This is a genomic window from Cupriavidus sp. 10L43_2 (genome assembly GCF_056395265.1).
On sequence record NZ_JBFTJE010000008.1, the window covers coordinates 1 to 15,992 of the forward strand.

Here is a 15,992-nt window from a genome sequence, read left to right on the forward strand (position 1 = left end):
CCACCGCAGCAGCCCGCGCCCGGCGCCGGTGCGCCGGTGGCGCTGCTGCCCTATGGCGGCCCGCCCGCCGCGCCCGCGCAGGCCCCGAGCGCCGCGATCCTGGCAGAACTGACGCGCCCGACCATCTTTCCGCTGACTACCGGCGTACCGGCGCAGCCAGCACGCGGCCGTGGCGCCGACGCAGGGAGCCAGGCCGGCCAACCGGGCCAGCCCGCCGGCGCCACGCCAGGCCAGGCCACGCCCTCGACACCGGCCGCCGAACAGCGCCGTGCCGCGCACGCCAATGCGGCGGCGCATGCTTACCAGATCACGGCCGAGGTGTCGCACGAAGGCCACCATATCGCCCAGGCCCAGCGCGCGGCGATCATCGCCAGCTGGAATGCGCCCGACCAGCCCGCCGCCCCCCCGCAGGCCGACGTCGGCCCGCCAGTCCACCCGGCCAGCGAAGGCGTGGTGCGCCACCAGCTCGAGCTGCTCGCCACGCAGCAGTTCCGCTGGACCGTGGAAGCCTGGCCCGGCATGCCGATGGACTGGGAAGTCACGCGCGAGCAGCAAGGTGAGCACTCGCCTACCTCGGCAGATGCCGCGACCTGGAGCACCCGGCTGCGGCTGGATCTGCCCCGGCTCGGGCATGTCGATGCCGTGCTGACTCTCGGCGCGCACGGTCTGGAAGCGCGACTGGTGGCCGATGACCGCGCCACCGCTGGCCGTCTGGCCGAAGCAGGCGCTGACTTCCGCGGCCAGCTCGAAGCCCACGGCATCTCCCTGCTGAACCTCAACGTCAGCGCAGCCACCGAGGTGGAAGCGCGCCTGGACGCCATTCCCGCAGCCCAGTCATGAGCGAGAACGATCCGAACCGCGGCGCCGCCGTCGCGCTCTCCTACCAGTCCGCCGACAAGGCCCCGCGCGTGGTGGCCAAGGGCTACGGCCTGTCCGCCGAAGCCATCATCGCGCGTGCCCGCGAGGCCGGCGTCTACGTGCACGGCTCCCCGGCGCTGGTCAACCTGCTGATGCAGGTGGACCTCGACAGCCAGATTCCCCCGCAGCTCTATGTGGCCGTGGCCGAGTTGCTGGTCTGGCTGCACCGGATGGAGCAGCCGGATGCGGCGGCATCCCTTCCGGCCCTCTCCTGACCCCCGCCTGACCCTCATCTGACCCGGTCCCCGAGGCGCCGAAAACGGCACCCCCGCTGAAATAGCGCCAATTTCGGCCCGTGTTCCGGCCGATGGCGCGGAACGTCCCTTGTTACTGTGCATGCATCGATCAGCCCGTCTGCTGTCCGGGCTGACACCGCGCCTTTGCAAAGCACAACGCCATGACCAAGAACGTTTCGAGTCCCGCGCAGCGGACGATCCAGCAGGCCTGGACTGCCTACAACGCCAGCAAGTATGCGGAAGCGCTGAAGCTCGCCCGCGCCGCCAAGCGCAGCGCCGGCACGCTCCCCGAACCGTATTACATCGAATCGCTGTGCCTGTCCGGCATGAACCATAGCGAGGAAGCCAAGCGGCTGGCGGAAGCCGGCATGAAGCGCTTCCCGAACCATCCGGGCTTCCTGGGCCTGGTCGGCGCGCTCGACGTGGCACTGGAAAACTACGCCGCCGGCATTCCGCTGCTCCAGCGCAGCCTGGAACTCCAGCCTGGCTCGGCCCATCTGTGGCAGGTGCTCGGCACGGCCATGTTCTATACCGGCGACTATTACGGCGCCCGCCTGGCCGGCGAGAAAGCCGCCGCGCTGCTGCCGAACGACCCGGTGGCGGTGGGCAACTACGCCTCGGCGCTGCGCGAATCGGGCAGCACCATCGAAGCCATTCCGGTGTTCCGCCGCGCCTGCGCGCTGGACCCGCTGCAGCGCGTGAACCGCTCCAACCTGCTGTTCTCGCTGCTCTACGACGAAACCATCGGCGCCGAGGAACTGCGCCGCGAGGCCACCGACTGGGCCCGCACGCTGGCCCGCACGCCCGTCGAAGCCCCGGCCTTGCAGGCCAGCCAGGGCGAGCGGATCCGCATCGGCATCCTGTCGAACGACTTGCGCCGCCATGCCTGCGCCTACTTCCTGATCCCGCTGATCGCCAACCTGGACCGCACGCGCTTCGAGGTGCACCTGTTCTCGCTGTCGAACGTCAACGACAACATCACCAGGAAGATCCGCGTCTACGCGGAAGGCTTCCACGACCTCTACAGGATGTCCGAGGCCGAGGTGGTCAAGGCCGTGCGCGCGCAGCGCTGCGACGTGATGATCGACCTGGGCGGCTACACGGGCGCCTCGCCGCTGACCTACATGGTCCACCGCCTGGCCCCGAAGCAGCTGACGTGGCTGGGCTACCCCGGCACCACCGGCATGGAGCAGATCGAGTACCGCGTGACCGACTGGACCGCCGATCCGGAGGGCTTCGACCACAACTACACGGAAACACTGCTCCGTGCGCCGGTGTTCAGCGCCTACCACCCGATCGTCACCAACCCGCTGAAGATCTACGACCCGCAGTTCCGCGTGCAGCCGACCCCGGCGCTGAACAACGGCTACATCACGTTTGGCTCGTGCAACACCATCGCCAAGCTGGGTCCCAAGACCATGCGGCTGTGGAGCGCCGTGCTGGCACGCTGCCCGAACGCCCGCATGCTGGTGGAAGCCACCGGCTGCGACCGCGACAACGTGCGCGAGATGCTCTACGAGCGCATGGTCGCCCATGGCATCGACACCAGCCGCGTGGAGCTGATCAACCGTGACGGCGCCGCGCAGTACGTGACCTACAACCGCATCGACATCGCGCTGGACACCGCGCCCGTCACCGGCGGCACCACCACCTGCGACGCCATCTGGATGGGCGTGCCCGTGGTGACCTTCTCCGGCGACACCTTCCACCAGCGCGTGTCGGCCCCGTTCCTGCACGCCGCCGGCCTGGACGACCTGATCTGCGAGACCGAGGCCCAGTACGTCGACGTGGCCTGTGCGCTGGCTTCGGACGTGCAGCAGCTCAACGAGATCCGCATGTCGATCCGTCCGCGTGCCGAGCAGAGCGAGATGTTCGACGCGCAGCGCTTCGCCGCCTGGTTCGAGGACCAGTTGACCGAGATCTGCAGCGAGACCAAGCCGATTCCCGCCCGCACCGAACCGCGCCGCTCCGGCCTGTTCTTCGCCGGCGCGTGGTATCCCGCCGAGGACCTCGTGATGTCGGTGGCCGCTCACATCCACCTGAAGGAATGGGTGCCGCTGCTCAACGTGCTGGAGAACCTGACGTCCACCTGGTACCGCAACTGGGTGGTGGCCTACGGCCTGGCCGAATTCAAGTACCACAACGGCGAGGCTGACGCGGCCATCGACCTGCTGGTGGAAGCCATCGGCATGCGCCCATACGCGCTGCCGCTGTACCGCAAGCTGGCGCTCTGGCTCGACGAACTCGGCCTGGACAAGTCCGCGCTCGCCCAGTTGCTGGACGAGCAGTTCGGCCTGGCGCTGGAAGTGCTGGAAGCCTCCCCACCGCCTACCGTGTTCGAGGTGATCGGCATCGAGGTGGCTACGCAGGCCGCCCCCGAAGCCGCCGCCGAGGAGGTGGCAGCATGAAGGCCGTCATCCTGGCCGGGGGCCTGGGCACCCGCATCTCCGAGGAATCGCACCTGCGGCCGAAGCCGATGATCGAGATCGGCGGCAAGCCCATCCTCTGGCACATCATGAAGATGTACTCGGCGCACGGCGTGAACGAGTTCGTGATCTGCCTGGGCTACAAGGGCTACGTCATCAAGGAATACTTCGCCAACTACTTCCTGCACATGTCCGACGTCACGTTCGACATGCGCGAGAACCGCATGGCCGTGCACCACCGCAAGGCCGAGCCGTGGAGCGTGACGCTGGTCGATACCGGCGAGGACTCGATGACCGGCGGCCGCCTGCGCCGCGTGCGCGAGTACCTGACGCCCGGAGAGCCGTTCTGCTTCACCTACGGCGACGGCGTGTCCGACATCGACATCACGGCCGAGATCGCGTTCCACCGCGAGCACGGCCGCCGTGCCACCGTGGCCGCCGTGCAGCCGCCGGGCCGCTACGGCGCGCTCGAGCGCGACAACGACAAGGTGTGCGGCTTCACCGAGAAGCCGCGTGGCGATGGCGCGTGGATCAACGGCGGGTTCTTCATCCTGCACCCGGAAGTGCTCGACCTGATTCCGGACGACACCACGAGCTGGGAAGAAGCGCCGATGCGCCAACTCGCCCGCTCCGGCCAGATGGCCGCGTTCGAACATACCGGTTTCTGGCAGCCGATGGACACGCTGCGCGAGAAGAACCTGCTGGAAGACCTCTGGCAATCCGGCAAGGCGCCCTGGAAGCGCTGGTAATGGTGTCGACTGCTTCCCCGTCGGCGGCGCTTTCCGCCTTCGCAGGCCGGCGCGTCTTCGTGACCGGGCACACCGGTTTCAAGGGCGCCTGGCTGGCGCTGCTGCTCGCGCGGCTGGATGCGCGCGTCAGCGGCTACGCCCTCGCCCCGAACACCACGCCGAGCCTGTTCGACGCCGCGCGCGTGGCGCCGGCGCTCGCGCAGCATACGGTGGGCGATGTCCGCGATGCCGCCGCGCTCACGCGCGCGCTGCACGCGGCCGAACCCGAGATCGTGCTGCACCTGGCGGCGCAGCCGCTCGTGCGCGCGAGCTACCGCGACCCGGCCGAGACGTGGTCCACCAACGTCATGGGCACGGTCAACCTGCTCGACGCGGTGCGCACCTGCCCGTCCGTGCGCGCGGTCATCGTGGTCACCACCGACAAGTGCTACGACAACAAGGAATGGCTCTGGGGCTACCGCGAGACCGATCCGCTCGGCGGCCATGACCCCTATAGCGCGAGCAAGGCCGGCACCGAACTCGTGGCCGCCAGCTATCGCAAGTCGTTCCTGGCCGAGCGTGGCGTGCTGCTCGCCACCGCGCGCGCCGGCAATGTGATCGGCGGCGGCGACTGGTCCGAGGACCGCCTGATTCCCGACGCCGCGCGCGCTGCCGCCCGTAGCGCCACGCTTGAGATCCGCAGCCCACAGGCGACGCGGCCGTGGCAGCACGTGCTGGAAGCGCTGCACGGCTACCTGCTGCTGGGCGCCCGGCTGCTGGCCGGCGACGCCGCGCTGGCCACCGCCTTCAACTTTGGCCCGGAAGCGCGCGACAACCTCCCGGTAGCGCGCGTGCTGGGCGGATTGCAGCAACACTGGCCGGAACTCCAGTGGGCGCATTGCCCGCCACCGGGCGCTGCGCCGCACGAGGCCCGCAACCTGTACCTCGATTCCTCCCAGGCGCACACGCTGCTGGGCTGGCAATCGCGCTGGACGCTGGACGAGGCGCTGGCCGCCACCGCACGCTGGTATCGCACCGTCCAGCACGAGCCGGGCCAGGCCCGCGCCATCACCGAACAACAGATCGAGCAATTCTGCGCATGACCACTGCTGCCACCGCTCCTACCCCCTGCTGCCGCGCCTGCGGCGCACCGCTGACGCAAACCGTCGTGGACCTCGGCCTGTCGCCGGTCTCCAATGCCTTCATCCGGCCGGAGCACATCGCACAGGGCGAGATGTTCTATCCGCTGCACGCCATGGTGTGCCACAAGTGCTGGCTCGTGCAGCTGCGCGACGCCACGCCGGCGGAGACCCATTTCCACGACGACTACGTCTACTTCTCGTCGTTCTCCACCTCGTGGCTCGAACACGCCCGCCGCTACGTGACGGCGATGACCGAGCGCTTCGACCTGACACCGGCGAGCAGCGTGATGGAGCTCGCCAGCAACGACGGCTACCTGCTCCAGTACTTCCACCAGAACGGCGTGCCGTGCCTGGGCATCGAGCCTTCCGCCAATACCGGCGAAGCCGCGCGCGCCAAGGGCATCGACAGCCGCGAGCTGTTCTTCGGCGAGCGCACCGCGCGCGCGCTGCGCGTGGAAGGCTGGGAGGTGGACCTGCTGCTCGGCAACAACGTGCTGGCCCACGTGCCGGACATCAACGACTTCGTGGGCGGCATGCCGATCGTGCTGAAGCCGGAAGGCGTGATCACGCTCGAGTTCCCGCACCTGCTGCGCCTGCTCGAACAGAACCAGTTCGACACGCTGTACCACGAGCACTATTCCTACCTGTCGCTGACGGCGCTGGTGCCGATCCTCGCCCGCGCCGGGCTGCGCGTGTTCGACATCGAGCACCTGGCCACGCACGGCGGCAGCCTGCGCCTGTTTGCCTGCCACCAGGCCTCGCGCCGCGCCACCACGCCGGCCGTGCAAGCCTGCCTGGATGAGGAAGTCGCCGGCGGCCTGACCTCGCCGGACCGCTACGCCCGCTTTGCCGAGCGCGTGCGCCAGGCCAAGCGCGACCTGCTGGCCTTCCTGATCGAGGCGCGCCGCGCCGGCAAGCGCGTGGCCGCCTACGGCGCCGCCGCCAAGGGCAACACGCTGCTGAACTACTGCGGCATCGACGCCGACCTGATCGAGTACGTGGTGGACCGCAACCCGGCCAAGCAGAACAAGCTGCTGCCCGGCACGCGCATTCCGGTGCGCTCGCCCGATTCCATCTACGCCAGCCGGCCCGACTACCTGGTGATCCTGCCGTGGAACATCAAGGACGAGGTGATCGAGCAGATGGCCGGCATCCGCGCCTGGGGCGGCCGCTTCGTGGTGCCCATTCCCGATACCGTGGTCCTGCCGTGATCTTCACCCCGACCCGCATCGCCGGCGCCTGGCTGGTGGACCCCGAACCGCTGCCCGACGCGCGAGGCTTTTTCGCGCGCACGGTCTGCGTGGCGGCGTTCGCCGAGCACGGCCTCGACGCGCACTTCGTGCAGCAGAGCGTCTCGCGCAACACGCGCGCCGGCATCCTGCGCGGCATGCACTTCCAGACCGGCGCGCATGCCGAGGACAAGCTCGTGCGCGTGACCACCGGCGCGGTGTACGACGTGATCCTCGACCTGCGCCGCGCGTCCACCACCTACCTGCAATGGCAGGCCGTGGAGCTGTCGGCGGACAACCAGCGGGCGATCTACATCCCGAAGGGCGTCGCACACGGGTTCCAGACCCGCACGGCGCTCTCCGAGGTGTTCTACCAGATGACGGTGCCGTTCGCGCCCGGCAGCAGTGCCGGCGTACGCTGGGACGACCCCGCCATCGGCATTGACTGGCCAGACTGCGCGGACCGCATGGTCTCCGCGAAGGACCTGGCGCTTCCCCTGCTCGCCGGGCTTGGCGAGCATTGACAACCCCTTTTATTCGATCCTGACAATCCAAGCGGAGCCACCCATGACGACTGAACATCTGCAAAAGCTGTCCGACGCCCTGCGCACGGTGGGCGGCAGCGCCGCCGCCCGCGACAAGGTCATCGCCCTGTGCAAGAGCATCGAGCAAGACCTGGACGCCTACGAAGGCAGCGTGCGTGACGACATTACCGGCCCGATCGTCGACGCCATGTACAACGAGCAGTCGCGCCTGCGCAAGACGCTGGCCGACGGCACGGTGTTCGAATTCCTGTACCGCACCAAGATCGCGCGCGACTTCCTGATGAGCACGCCGCCGCAGCCGGACCACGTGTGGGAGCCGCAGACCACCAAGCTGCTGCTGAAGCTGTGCGAGCGCGGCGGCCATGCCGTGGTGGGGGGCGCCTACTTCGGCGACCAGGTGATCCTGATGGCGCGCCGCCTGGCGCAGGCCGGCGGCACCTGCCACGCGTTCGAGCCGAATGCCGACCAGCTCGGCATGCTGCGCAACAACGCCTCGCTGAACCACGTGGAAAACATCCGTAGCTGGCGCCTGGGCCTGTGGTCGGACAGCACCACGCAACTACGCCTGGTGGGCCACGACTCATTCGCCCATGCCGAGCACACCGACGGCCCCGCCGATGACGACAGCTTCTCGACGATCACCATCGACGAGTACTGCGCCCAGCAGAACGTGGACAAGCTCGGCCTGATCATGCTCGACATCGAAGGCGCCGAACTGAACGTGTTCAAGGGCGCGGCGAAGCAGCTGGCCCGCCCGGCCGGCGAAGCCCCGAACCTCGTGTTCGAAGTGCACCGCCACTACGTGGACTGGAGCGCCGGCCTGCAGAACGCCGAGATCATCCGCATGCTCACCGGCTTCGGCTACCACGTCTACGCCGTGCGCGACTTCAACTCGAACGTGAACATGGAAGGCCGCCCCGTGGAGCTGGTGCCGGTGGACCAGGTCTACCTGGAAGGCCCGGCGCACGGCTTCAACATGGTGGCCGTGAAGGACCCGGCGCTGCTGGCGGGCAAGGACTTCGCGGTCGTGCCGGGCGTGAGCCCCAAGCTGCTGTGGCACCGTGACCCGGCGCTCCACCATCCCGTCAACTGATCGACACCGAGGAAAGCAATGCGCTGTACGGTGATCGGCGGGGCCGGCTTTGTCGGCCGCCGCCTGGCGGACACGCTGCGGCGTGCCGGCCATGAGGTCTGGGTGCCCGCGCGCGGCGACCGCGCGCTCTTCACCCGTGACCTGGGCCATGTGTATTACTGCGCCGGCCTGACGGCCGACTTCGCGGCGCGCCCGTTCGACACCGTCACGGCGCACGTCTCGCTGCTGGCCGATGTGCTGCGCGCGAACCGCTTCGCGCATCTGGTCTACCTGTCTTCCACGCGACTCTACGACACCTCGCAGCTGCCCGTGGGCGACGAAGCCGCCGCGCTGATGCTGCAGCCGGCCAGCCCGCGCGCGCTGTACGACCTGTCGAAGGGGCTGGGCGAGAACCTTTGCCTGACCGTGGCCGCCGGCCGCGCCGCCGTGGCGCGGCTCTCGTGCGTGTTCGACTGGGCGCCCGAAGCGCCGGGCTTCCTGTCCGAATGGCTGATCCGGGCCGCCACCGAGCGCGCGTTCACGCTCGACAGCGACGCCGGCTTCGTGCGCGACTACATCCACCTGGACGACGTGGTCGGCGCACTGACCGCGATGTCCACGGGCGGCGCGAGCGGCATCTTCAACCTGGCCAGCGGCGCCAATGTGTCCAACGGCGAGTTGGCCGAGGTCTTCAACCGGCTCGGCTGGGACATCGGGCTGACCCGCGCCTCGCCCGTGCAACGGGCCGCCGTGTGCAGCACCGAGGCACTGCGCGGCCTCGGCGTGGCCCCGCGCGACGTACGCGACGTGGTGGCGAGCTATCTGGAGGGGATCAAGCCATGGAACTGATCGGCCATACCCGCGAGTCGCTGGCCGCCTACACCTGCGCCCAGGTGGCCAACCTGGTGCCGGACGGCCGCCACGCGGCGCTGCTGCCCGTGGTGTCCCGGCACATGGACGAGGCCCTGACCCGCGTGGGCCACTGCATCGACGCCGTGCGCATGTGGCGCCCCGGCCAGTTCAACTACCTGCACTCGTCGCAGTACTGCCAGTACCTGTACTACCTCTCGAACACGATCTGGCGCAATGAGCGCCACGGCGAGGCCTGCACCAAGCTGTTCCTGCTCAACAAGGCGCTCAACGCGATCGACCTGTTCTACGAGATCGAGATGCCCGAGGTGTTCTTCATCGGCCACTCCGTCGGCATCGTGCTGGCCAAGGCCACCTATGGCAACTACCTCGTCCTGTACCAGAACTCCACCGTGGGCAAGAACCACGGCGTGGCCCCGGTCATCGGCGACGGCGTGGTCATGTACCCCAACACCGCCATCATCGGCCGCAGCCACGTCCGCAACGGCTCGGTGATCTCGCAGGGCGTCAGCGTGCTGAACCGCGAAACCCCGGGCGACTGCCTGGTCTACGCCGGCGACGCCGGCGACCTGATCTGCAAGCCCGCCTACGAGCGGGCGGCGACGGAGTATTTCAGGGTCTGAGGGAGTGACAGACGGCAAAAAGGCCATGTCGCGGCAGCGCAACATGGCCTTTTTGTCGTTCCCGACCCACGCCCCAACCGCTGCGCGGGTCGGAGAACTGCCATCAAACCGGCATATTCATCATTTCCTGGTACGCCGCCGCCAGGCGGTTGCGGACCTGGACGGCGGTCTGGAACGACACGTTGGCTTTCTGCATGTCGATCATCACGTCGTTCAGGGCCACGCCGGGCTTGCCCATTTCGAAGGCTTCGGCCTGGCCGTAGGCGCGGTCCTGCACGGCGTTCAGGCGTTGCATGGAGCGTTGCAGTTCGCCCGCGAAGCCTTCGGTAGAGGCCGCCGGGGCCTGGTTGGTGCTGCCGCCGCCAGCCACCTGCGCCAGGCCGCGCAGTTGCTGGAGCATGCCTTCAATCGAGGAGATCGTCATGACGCGTCCGGTTCTGTGAGAGGGGTTTCCGGAGCCACGCGCCTGATACATCACACGCAGTCCGTTTTCAGTGCTCGCACTGTACCCACCCCCGCTCCCGGCCCAAAGGATGAATTCGGCGGGAAAACCTAGCCTATTCAGCCGATTGTCCATCAGCCTTCTGGCCGATCATCGCTACCGTGCCGGATCTGGCGGATCCAAGCGTATCGACGCACCGCCCCGGCCTGTTATCAACCAGCGGGGAGTGCGCGTGTTTTTTCAGCAGCGTAATGTGAGCCAAGCCGAAATGATTAACGGCAGCCAAGGCGAAAGTGGCAAGGGCAGGACTAACCCTGCCGCGCCGGAGTCGCGCGCATGAACGCGGCAGCTACCCTGCCGAACGGCGCGGCACTGGTCGACAAGCTCAAGGCCAATCCGCGCCTGCCCATGATGCTGGGCGGGGCGGCACTGGTCGCGGCCATCGCCGTGGGCGTGATGTGGTCGCGCACGCCGGACTACAAGGTGCTGTACAGCAACCTGTCCGAGCGCGACGGCGGCGCCGTGGTGGCCTCCCTCCAGCAGATGAACGTGCCGTACAAGTTCGCCGAAGGCGGCGGCGCGCTGATGGTGCCGGCTGACAAGGTGCACGAAATGCGCCTCAAGCTGGCCAGCCAGGGCCTGCCGAAGAGCGGCAACACCGGCATGGAGCTGATGGACAACCAGAAGTTCGGCATCAGCCAGTTTGCCGAACAGGTCAACTACCAGCGTGGCCTGGAAGGCGAACTCGCCCGCTCGATCGAGTCGATCGGCGCCGTGCAGTCGGCCCGCGTGCACCTGGCCATCCCCAAGCCCACCCTGTTCGTGCGCGAGCGCCAGAAGCCCACCGCGTCGATCGTGCTGCAGCTCTACCCGGGCCGCGCCGTCGATGAAGGCCAGGTCGCCGCCATCAGCCACCTGGTTTCGTCCAGCGTGCCCGAACTCACGCCGAAGTCGATCTCCATCGTCGACCAGCACGGCAACCTGCTCTCCGGCACCAACGACCGCTCGCTGGATGCCAGCCAGCTCAAGTTCGTGCAGCAGGTGGAACAGAACTACGTCAAGCGCGTGGAAGCCATCCTCGCGCCGATCCTCGGCAAGGACAACGTCCACGCCCAGGTCACCGCGGACGTGGACTTCTCGTCCGTCGAGCACACCGACGAAAGCTACAAGCCGAACCAGGACCCGACCAAGGCGGTCATCCGCAGCCAGCAGACCAGCGAGTCGAGCACGCAGGGCGCCACCCCCGTGGGCGGCGTGCCGGGCGCGCTGTCGAACCAGCCGCCGGCCGCCGCCGTGGCCCCGGTGACCACGCCGCAGCCGCCGCGCCAGCCGGGCCAGCCCAATCCGCCGGCCCAGGCCAACGCGAACCAGGCCACGCAGACCGCCGAGAAGACCGGCCCGAGCACCAGCCGCCGCGACGCCACCACCAACTACGAGGTGGACCGCGTGGTGCGTCACGTGCAGCAGGCTCCCGGCGGCGTGAAGCGCCTGTCGGTGGCCGTGGTCGTGAACTACCGCCAGAAGCTCGATGCCAAGGGCAAGCCGGTGACCGAGGCGCTGTCCGCCAAGGAACTGGCCCAGATCGAGAATCTGACCAAGGAAGCGATGGGCTACTCGGCCGACCGCGGCGACTCGCTGAACGTGGTCAACAGCCCGTTCACCGACAACGCGGAGAAGGAACCCGAGCTGCCGCTGTGGAAGCAACCGCAGATGATCGACCTGGCCAAGACCGGCGTCGGCTACCTGCTGCTGGCCATCCTGGCGATGTTCCTGTGGTTCAAGGTGGCGCGTCCGGTGCTGCGCAAGTACACCGCGCCGCCGCTGCCCGCGCCCTCCGAGACGACGGAAGCCAGCGAGGCCGTGCTCCTGCCGCCGGAAGAAGCCCAGAATCCGGAAGTCCTGCGCCTGGCCGCGAAGTACGAAAGCGATCTCGCCCTGGTGCGCGACGCCGCGCAACGCGACCCGCGCCTGGTCGCCAGCGTAATCAAGAATTGGATGGCCCATGACGAACGCCAGTAAGGGAATGCCCGAACAGGGCCTGCAGAAGAGCGCCATCCTGATGATGGCGATTGGCGAGGACGCTGCCGCCGAGGTTTTCAAGCATCTGTCGCCCCGTGAAGTGCAGGGGCTGGGTTCGGCGATGGCCAACCTGTCGTCGGTGACGCGCGAGGAAATGGCCGAGGTGCTGGCCGAGTTCCGCGGCGAGACCGAGCAGTACCTGGCGCTGAACGTGGACTCCAGCTCGTTCATCAAGAGCGTGCTGAACAAGGCGCTGGGCGAGGAACGCGCGCTGTCCGTGATCGAGGACATCCTGGAATCGCGCGATCCGGGCGGCGGCATCGACTCCCTGAACTGGATGGACGCCACCTCGGTGGCCGAGCTGATCAAGGACGAGCACCCGCAGATCATCGCTACCATCCTGATCCACCTGGACCGCCAGAAGTCGTCCGAAGTGCTGGGCTTCTTCACGGACCGCCTGCGCAACGACGTGATCCTGCGGATCGCCACGTTCGGCGGCGTGCAGCCGGGCGCGCTGCAGGAGCTGACCGACGTGCTGACCAAGCTGCTGGCCGGCCAGAGCCTGAAGCGCAGCCGCATGGGCGGCGTCCGCACGGCGGCCGAGATCATCAACCTGATGAGCACGGCCCACGAGGAAGCGGTCATCGACGGCGTGCGCACGCACGACACCGACCTGGCCCAGAAGATCATCGACGAGATGTTCCTGTTCGAGAACCTGCTGGAAGTGGACGACCGCGGCATCCAGCGCGTGCTCAAGGAAGTGGCTACCGAATCGCTCATCGTGGCGCTCAAGGGTGCCCAGCAGGAACTGCGCGACAAGTTCATCCGCAACATGTCCACCCGTGCCGGCGAGATGCTGCGCGAAGACCTGGAAGCGCTGGGACCAGTGCGTGTGTCGCAGGTGGAGGCCGAGCAGAAGGCCATCCTGCAGGTGGTGAGACGCCTGGCGGAATCGGGCGAAATCCAGATTGGCGGAGGCGACGATGCCTACGTTTGAGCGCGGCTTTGCCGCCAGCCGCGGGCCTGCCCGCGGCGACACCGGCACCAGCATCGGCAATGGCAGTGGCGCCGGTGCCAGCGACCCGTTCGACAACTTCAGCGCGTTCGAGCCGCCCAGCCCGGTGCGCGCCCGCTCGCGCGGGGACGCCTGGCAGCGCTGGCAGATGGTGTCGCTGGACCCGCGCGACGCGCTGAAGCGGGCGCTTGAGTCCGTCCAGCTCCCCGCCGAACCGCCGCCCCCGCCGTCCATCGATTTCGAAGCCCTGCATGCGATGCGCGAAGGCGCCCGCAAGGAAGGCTATGCGCAGGGCTACACCCAGGGCCAGACCCAGGGTTATGGCGACGGCCACCGCGAAGGCTATGCGCGCGGTCTGGAATCGGCCCGCAATGAAGCCGCCCGGCTGCAGGAGCTGGCCGGCAACTTCCGCGACGCGCTTGGCCGCGTGGATACCGAGATTGCCGACGCACTGGTCGGCCTGGCCCTCGATGTGGCCCGCCAGCTGGTCCGCAAGACCATGGAGACCGATCCCGCCGCGCTGCTGCCCGCCGCGCGCGAACTGCTGGCGGCCGAGCCGCGGCTGTCCGGCTCGCCCTGCCTGCTGCTGAATCCCGAAGACGTGTCGCTGGTGGAAACCCACCTGGCCGGCGAACTGGAAGCCGCCGGCTGGACCGTGCGCGCCGACGCCACCGTGGCGCGCGGCGGCTGCATCGCCAGCGCCGCCAGCGGCGAACTGGACGCCAGCCTGGCCACCCGCTGGAGCCGTGTGATCAAGGCCCTGGGCCGCAACGACCCGTGGGAGCCCCCGCATGCATGACGCCCAGCCCGCCGCGCCGGCCCAGCCGATGCCCCCGTCGGCACCCGCCGATGTCGCTTCTGCCGCGCTGCACACCGCGCGCTGGCGCGACGCGCTGACCGGCGCCTCGGCAGGTATCGCCGAGGTGGACAGCAAGCGCGCCTGCGGCCGCCTGACGCGCGCCGCCGGGCTCGTGCTGGAAGCCGTGGGGCTGCGCATGCCGGTGGGCAGCGACTGCCTGATCGAACTGCCGGGCACGCAGCACGCCCATGGCGGCCCGCGCACGGCCGAGGCCGAAGTGGTCGGCTTTGGCGCCGACCGCCTCTACCTGATGCCGCAATCGGACGTGGCCGGCCTGGTGCCGGGCGCCCGTGTCTATCCGCTCGAACCGTCGCCGCAACCGTCCGGCATGGCTTCGCCGCGCGAACCCGGCTCGAAGCGCCTGCCGGTAGGCCACGGCCTGCTGGGCCGCGTGCTCGACGCCGCCGGTCGTCCGCTCGACGGCCTCGGCCCGATCACCGCCGCCACCGAAGTCCCGCTGGCCGGCCAGCAGATCAACCCGCTGATGCGCGCCCCGATCGAAACCGTGCTGGACACGGGCGTGCGCGCCATCAACGGCATGCTGACCGTGGGACGCGGCCAGCGCATGGGCCTGTTCGCCGGCTCCGGCGTGGGTAAGTCCGTGCTGCTGGGCATGATGGCCCGCTACACCAGCGCCGACGTGATCGTGGTCGGCCTGATCGGCGAACGCGGCCGCGAAGTGAAGGACTTCATCGAGAACATCCTGGGCGAAGAGGGCCGCAAGCGCTCGGTCGTGGTGGCCGCGCCGGCCGATACCTCGCCGCTGCTGCGCATGCAGGGTGCCGCCTACGCCACGCGCCTCGCCGAATATTTCCGCGACCAGGGCCAGCACGTGCTGCTGATCATGGACTCGCTCACCCGTTACGCGATGGCCCAGCGCGAGATCGCGCTGGCCATCGGCGAACCGCCCGCCACCAAGGGCTATCCGCCTTCGGTGTTCGCCAAGCTGCCCACGCTGGTGGAGCGCACCGGCAACGGCCCCGAGGGCGGCGGCTCCATCACCGCCTTCTACACCGTGCTGACCGAGGGCGATGACCAGCAGGACCCCATCGCCGATTCCGCCCGCGCGATTCTGGACGGCCACATCGTGCTGTCGCGGAGCCTGGCCGAGAGCGGCCACTATCCGGCCATCGACGTGGAAGCCTCGATCAGCCGCGCCATGACCGCGCTGATCGAGCCGCCGCAGTTCGCCTCCGTGCGGCGCTTCAAGCAACTGATGTCGCGCTACCAGCGCAACCGTGACCTGATCAGCGTGGGCGCCTACGTGCCCGGCAACGATCCGGAACTGGACCTCGCAATCCGCATGCACCCGCGCATGGAGTCGTTCCTGCAACAGGACATCCATGAGCGCGCGGACTACGAGGGTTCCATCGCCCGCCTGCACGATCTCTTCGAGAGGACGCACCATGGCTAAGCCCACCCCGCTCAACACGCTGGCCGAACTGGCCCAGGACAACACGGACAAGGCCACGCGCGAGCTGGGCCGGCTGCAGGGGCTGCGCACGCAGGCCGAGCAGCAGCTCCTGGCGCTGACCGAATACCGTCACGAGTACCGCACGCGCATGCAGGCCATCGCGGCGGAGGGCATGACCTCGGGGCGCTGGCAGGACTTCTCGCGCTTTCTCGACTCGCTCGACCACGCCATCCGCCAGCAGACCAGCGCGCTGGCCAAGGCCGAGGCCGACCTGCTGGCTGGCCGTGCCAACTGGCAGCAGCAGAAGCGCCGCCAGAACTCGTTCGACACGCTGATCACCCGCGCCGAAGTGCGCGAGCAGCAGGTCTCCGCGCGGCGCGAGCAGCGTTCCACTGACGAATACGCCGCCCGCATGGCCCGCCAGCCGGCCAGCGGCCAGAACTAACCTGCCAAC

16 protein-coding genes are annotated in these 15,992 nt (G+C 68.7%); 15 read left to right on the top strand and 1 reads right to left on the bottom strand.

Annotated elements, in window-relative coordinates; all coding sequences use genetic code 11:
- The 10 genes from fliK to AC1DEL_RS13385 all read left to right on the top strand — a co-directional run.
- Window positions 1-840 (top strand): flagellar hook-length control protein FliK (gene fliK / locus AC1DEL_RS13340; protein ID WP_477153820.1); only part of this gene is annotated, 840 nt, incomplete at its 5' end.
- Entirely contained in the window at window positions 837-1,133 is a 297-nt protein-coding gene (locus tag AC1DEL_RS13345; protein ID WP_454757592.1) for an EscU/YscU/HrcU family type III secretion system export apparatus switch protein, read from the top strand. The genes fliK and AC1DEL_RS13345, both read left to right, overlap by 4 nt.
- A gap of 182 nt (window positions 1,134-1,315) precedes the next feature.
- A complete protein-coding gene (locus AC1DEL_RS13350; RefSeq protein WP_092295455.1) occupies window positions 1,316-3,562 on the top strand; it encodes an O-linked N-acetylglucosamine transferase, SPINDLY family protein in 2,247 nt (748 codons plus the stop codon).
- Entirely contained in the window at window positions 3,559-4,329 is a 771-nt protein-coding gene (gene rfbF, locus AC1DEL_RS13355) for a glucose-1-phosphate cytidylyltransferase (RefSeq protein ID WP_092295458.1), read from the top strand. Before AC1DEL_RS13350 ends, rfbF begins: the two co-directional genes overlap by 4 nt.
- The gene (gene rfbG, locus AC1DEL_RS13360; RefSeq protein ID WP_092295461.1) at window positions 4,329-5,411 is read left to right on the top strand and encodes a CDP-glucose 4,6-dehydratase; all 1,083 of its coding nucleotides are present in this window, start codon (window positions 4,329-4,331) and stop codon (window positions 5,409-5,411) included. Before rfbF ends, rfbG begins: the two co-directional genes overlap by 1 nt.
- Window positions 5,408-6,661 (top strand): methyltransferase domain-containing protein, encoded by a 1,254-nt coding sequence (locus AC1DEL_RS13365; RefSeq protein ID WP_477125373.1) that lies wholly within the window; start codon window positions 5,408-5,410, stop codon window positions 6,659-6,661. The genes rfbG and AC1DEL_RS13365 overlap by 4 nt, the downstream gene beginning before the upstream one ends.
- On the top strand, window positions 6,658-7,203 hold the full coding sequence (gene rfbC / locus AC1DEL_RS13370) for a dTDP-4-dehydrorhamnose 3,5-epimerase (protein ID WP_092295467.1): 546 nt from the start codon (window positions 6,658-6,660) through the stop codon (window positions 7,201-7,203). The genes AC1DEL_RS13365 and rfbC overlap by 4 nt, the downstream gene beginning before the upstream one ends.
- Before the next feature lie 43 nt (window positions 7,204-7,246).
- Window positions 7,247-8,317 carry an FkbM family methyltransferase gene (locus AC1DEL_RS13375; protein WP_092295470.1) on the top strand — a complete coding sequence of 357 codons (1,071 nt, stop codon included), beginning with the start codon at window positions 7,247-7,249 and terminating at the stop codon, window positions 8,315-8,317.
- Between the two features lie 18 nt (window positions 8,318-8,335).
- Window positions 8,336-9,145, top strand: coding sequence for an NAD-dependent epimerase/dehydratase family protein (locus AC1DEL_RS13380; protein ID WP_092295473.1), 810 nt, complete (start codon window positions 8,336-8,338; stop codon window positions 9,143-9,145).
- On the top strand, window positions 9,136-9,789 hold the full coding sequence (locus AC1DEL_RS13385; RefSeq protein ID WP_177219935.1) for an LbetaH domain-containing protein: 654 nt from the start codon (window positions 9,136-9,138) through the stop codon (window positions 9,787-9,789). The genes AC1DEL_RS13380 and AC1DEL_RS13385 overlap by 10 nt, the downstream gene beginning before the upstream one ends.
- Before the next feature lie 103 nt (window positions 9,790-9,892).
- Here AC1DEL_RS13385 and fliE read toward each other — a convergent pair whose 3' ends face one another.
- Complete coding sequence (gene fliE, locus AC1DEL_RS13390) at window positions 9,893-10,213, bottom strand: flagellar hook-basal body complex protein FliE (RefSeq protein WP_092295476.1); 321 nt, start codon at window positions 10,211-10,213, stop codon at window positions 9,893-9,895.
- 354 nt (window positions 10,214-10,567) lie between these two features.
- On the opposite strand from fliE, the gene fliF reads away from it, so the two are divergent.
- Genes fliF through fliJ form a run of 5 tightly spaced genes read left to right on the top strand, consistent with a single transcriptional unit; the run spans window position 10,568 to window position 15,983 of the window.
- Window positions 10,568-12,250 carry a flagellar basal-body MS-ring/collar protein FliF gene (gene fliF, locus AC1DEL_RS13395; protein WP_441592577.1) on the top strand — a complete coding sequence of 561 codons (1,683 nt, stop codon included), beginning with the start codon at window positions 10,568-10,570 and terminating at the stop codon, window positions 12,248-12,250.
- Entirely contained in the window at window positions 12,234-13,247 is a 1,014-nt protein-coding gene (gene fliG, locus AC1DEL_RS13400) for a flagellar motor switch protein FliG (protein WP_092295482.1), read from the top strand. The genes fliF and fliG overlap by 17 nt, the downstream gene beginning before the upstream one ends.
- A complete protein-coding gene (gene fliH, locus AC1DEL_RS13405; protein WP_092295485.1) occupies window positions 13,234-14,064 on the top strand; it encodes a flagellar assembly protein FliH in 831 nt (276 codons plus the stop codon). The genes fliG and fliH overlap by 14 nt, the downstream gene beginning before the upstream one ends.
- Window positions 14,057-15,538, top strand: a complete 1,482-nt coding sequence (gene fliI, locus AC1DEL_RS13410) for a flagellar protein export ATPase FliI (protein ID WP_477113207.1) — start codon at window positions 14,057-14,059, stop codon at window positions 15,536-15,538. The genes fliH and fliI overlap by 8 nt, the downstream gene beginning before the upstream one ends.
- Window positions 15,531-15,983 (top strand): flagellar export protein FliJ, encoded by a 453-nt coding sequence (fliJ, locus tag AC1DEL_RS13415; RefSeq protein ID WP_092295488.1) that lies wholly within the window; start codon window positions 15,531-15,533, stop codon window positions 15,981-15,983. Before fliI ends, fliJ begins: the two co-directional genes overlap by 8 nt.
- The last annotated feature ends 9 nt before the right edge of the window (window positions 15,984-15,992 follow it).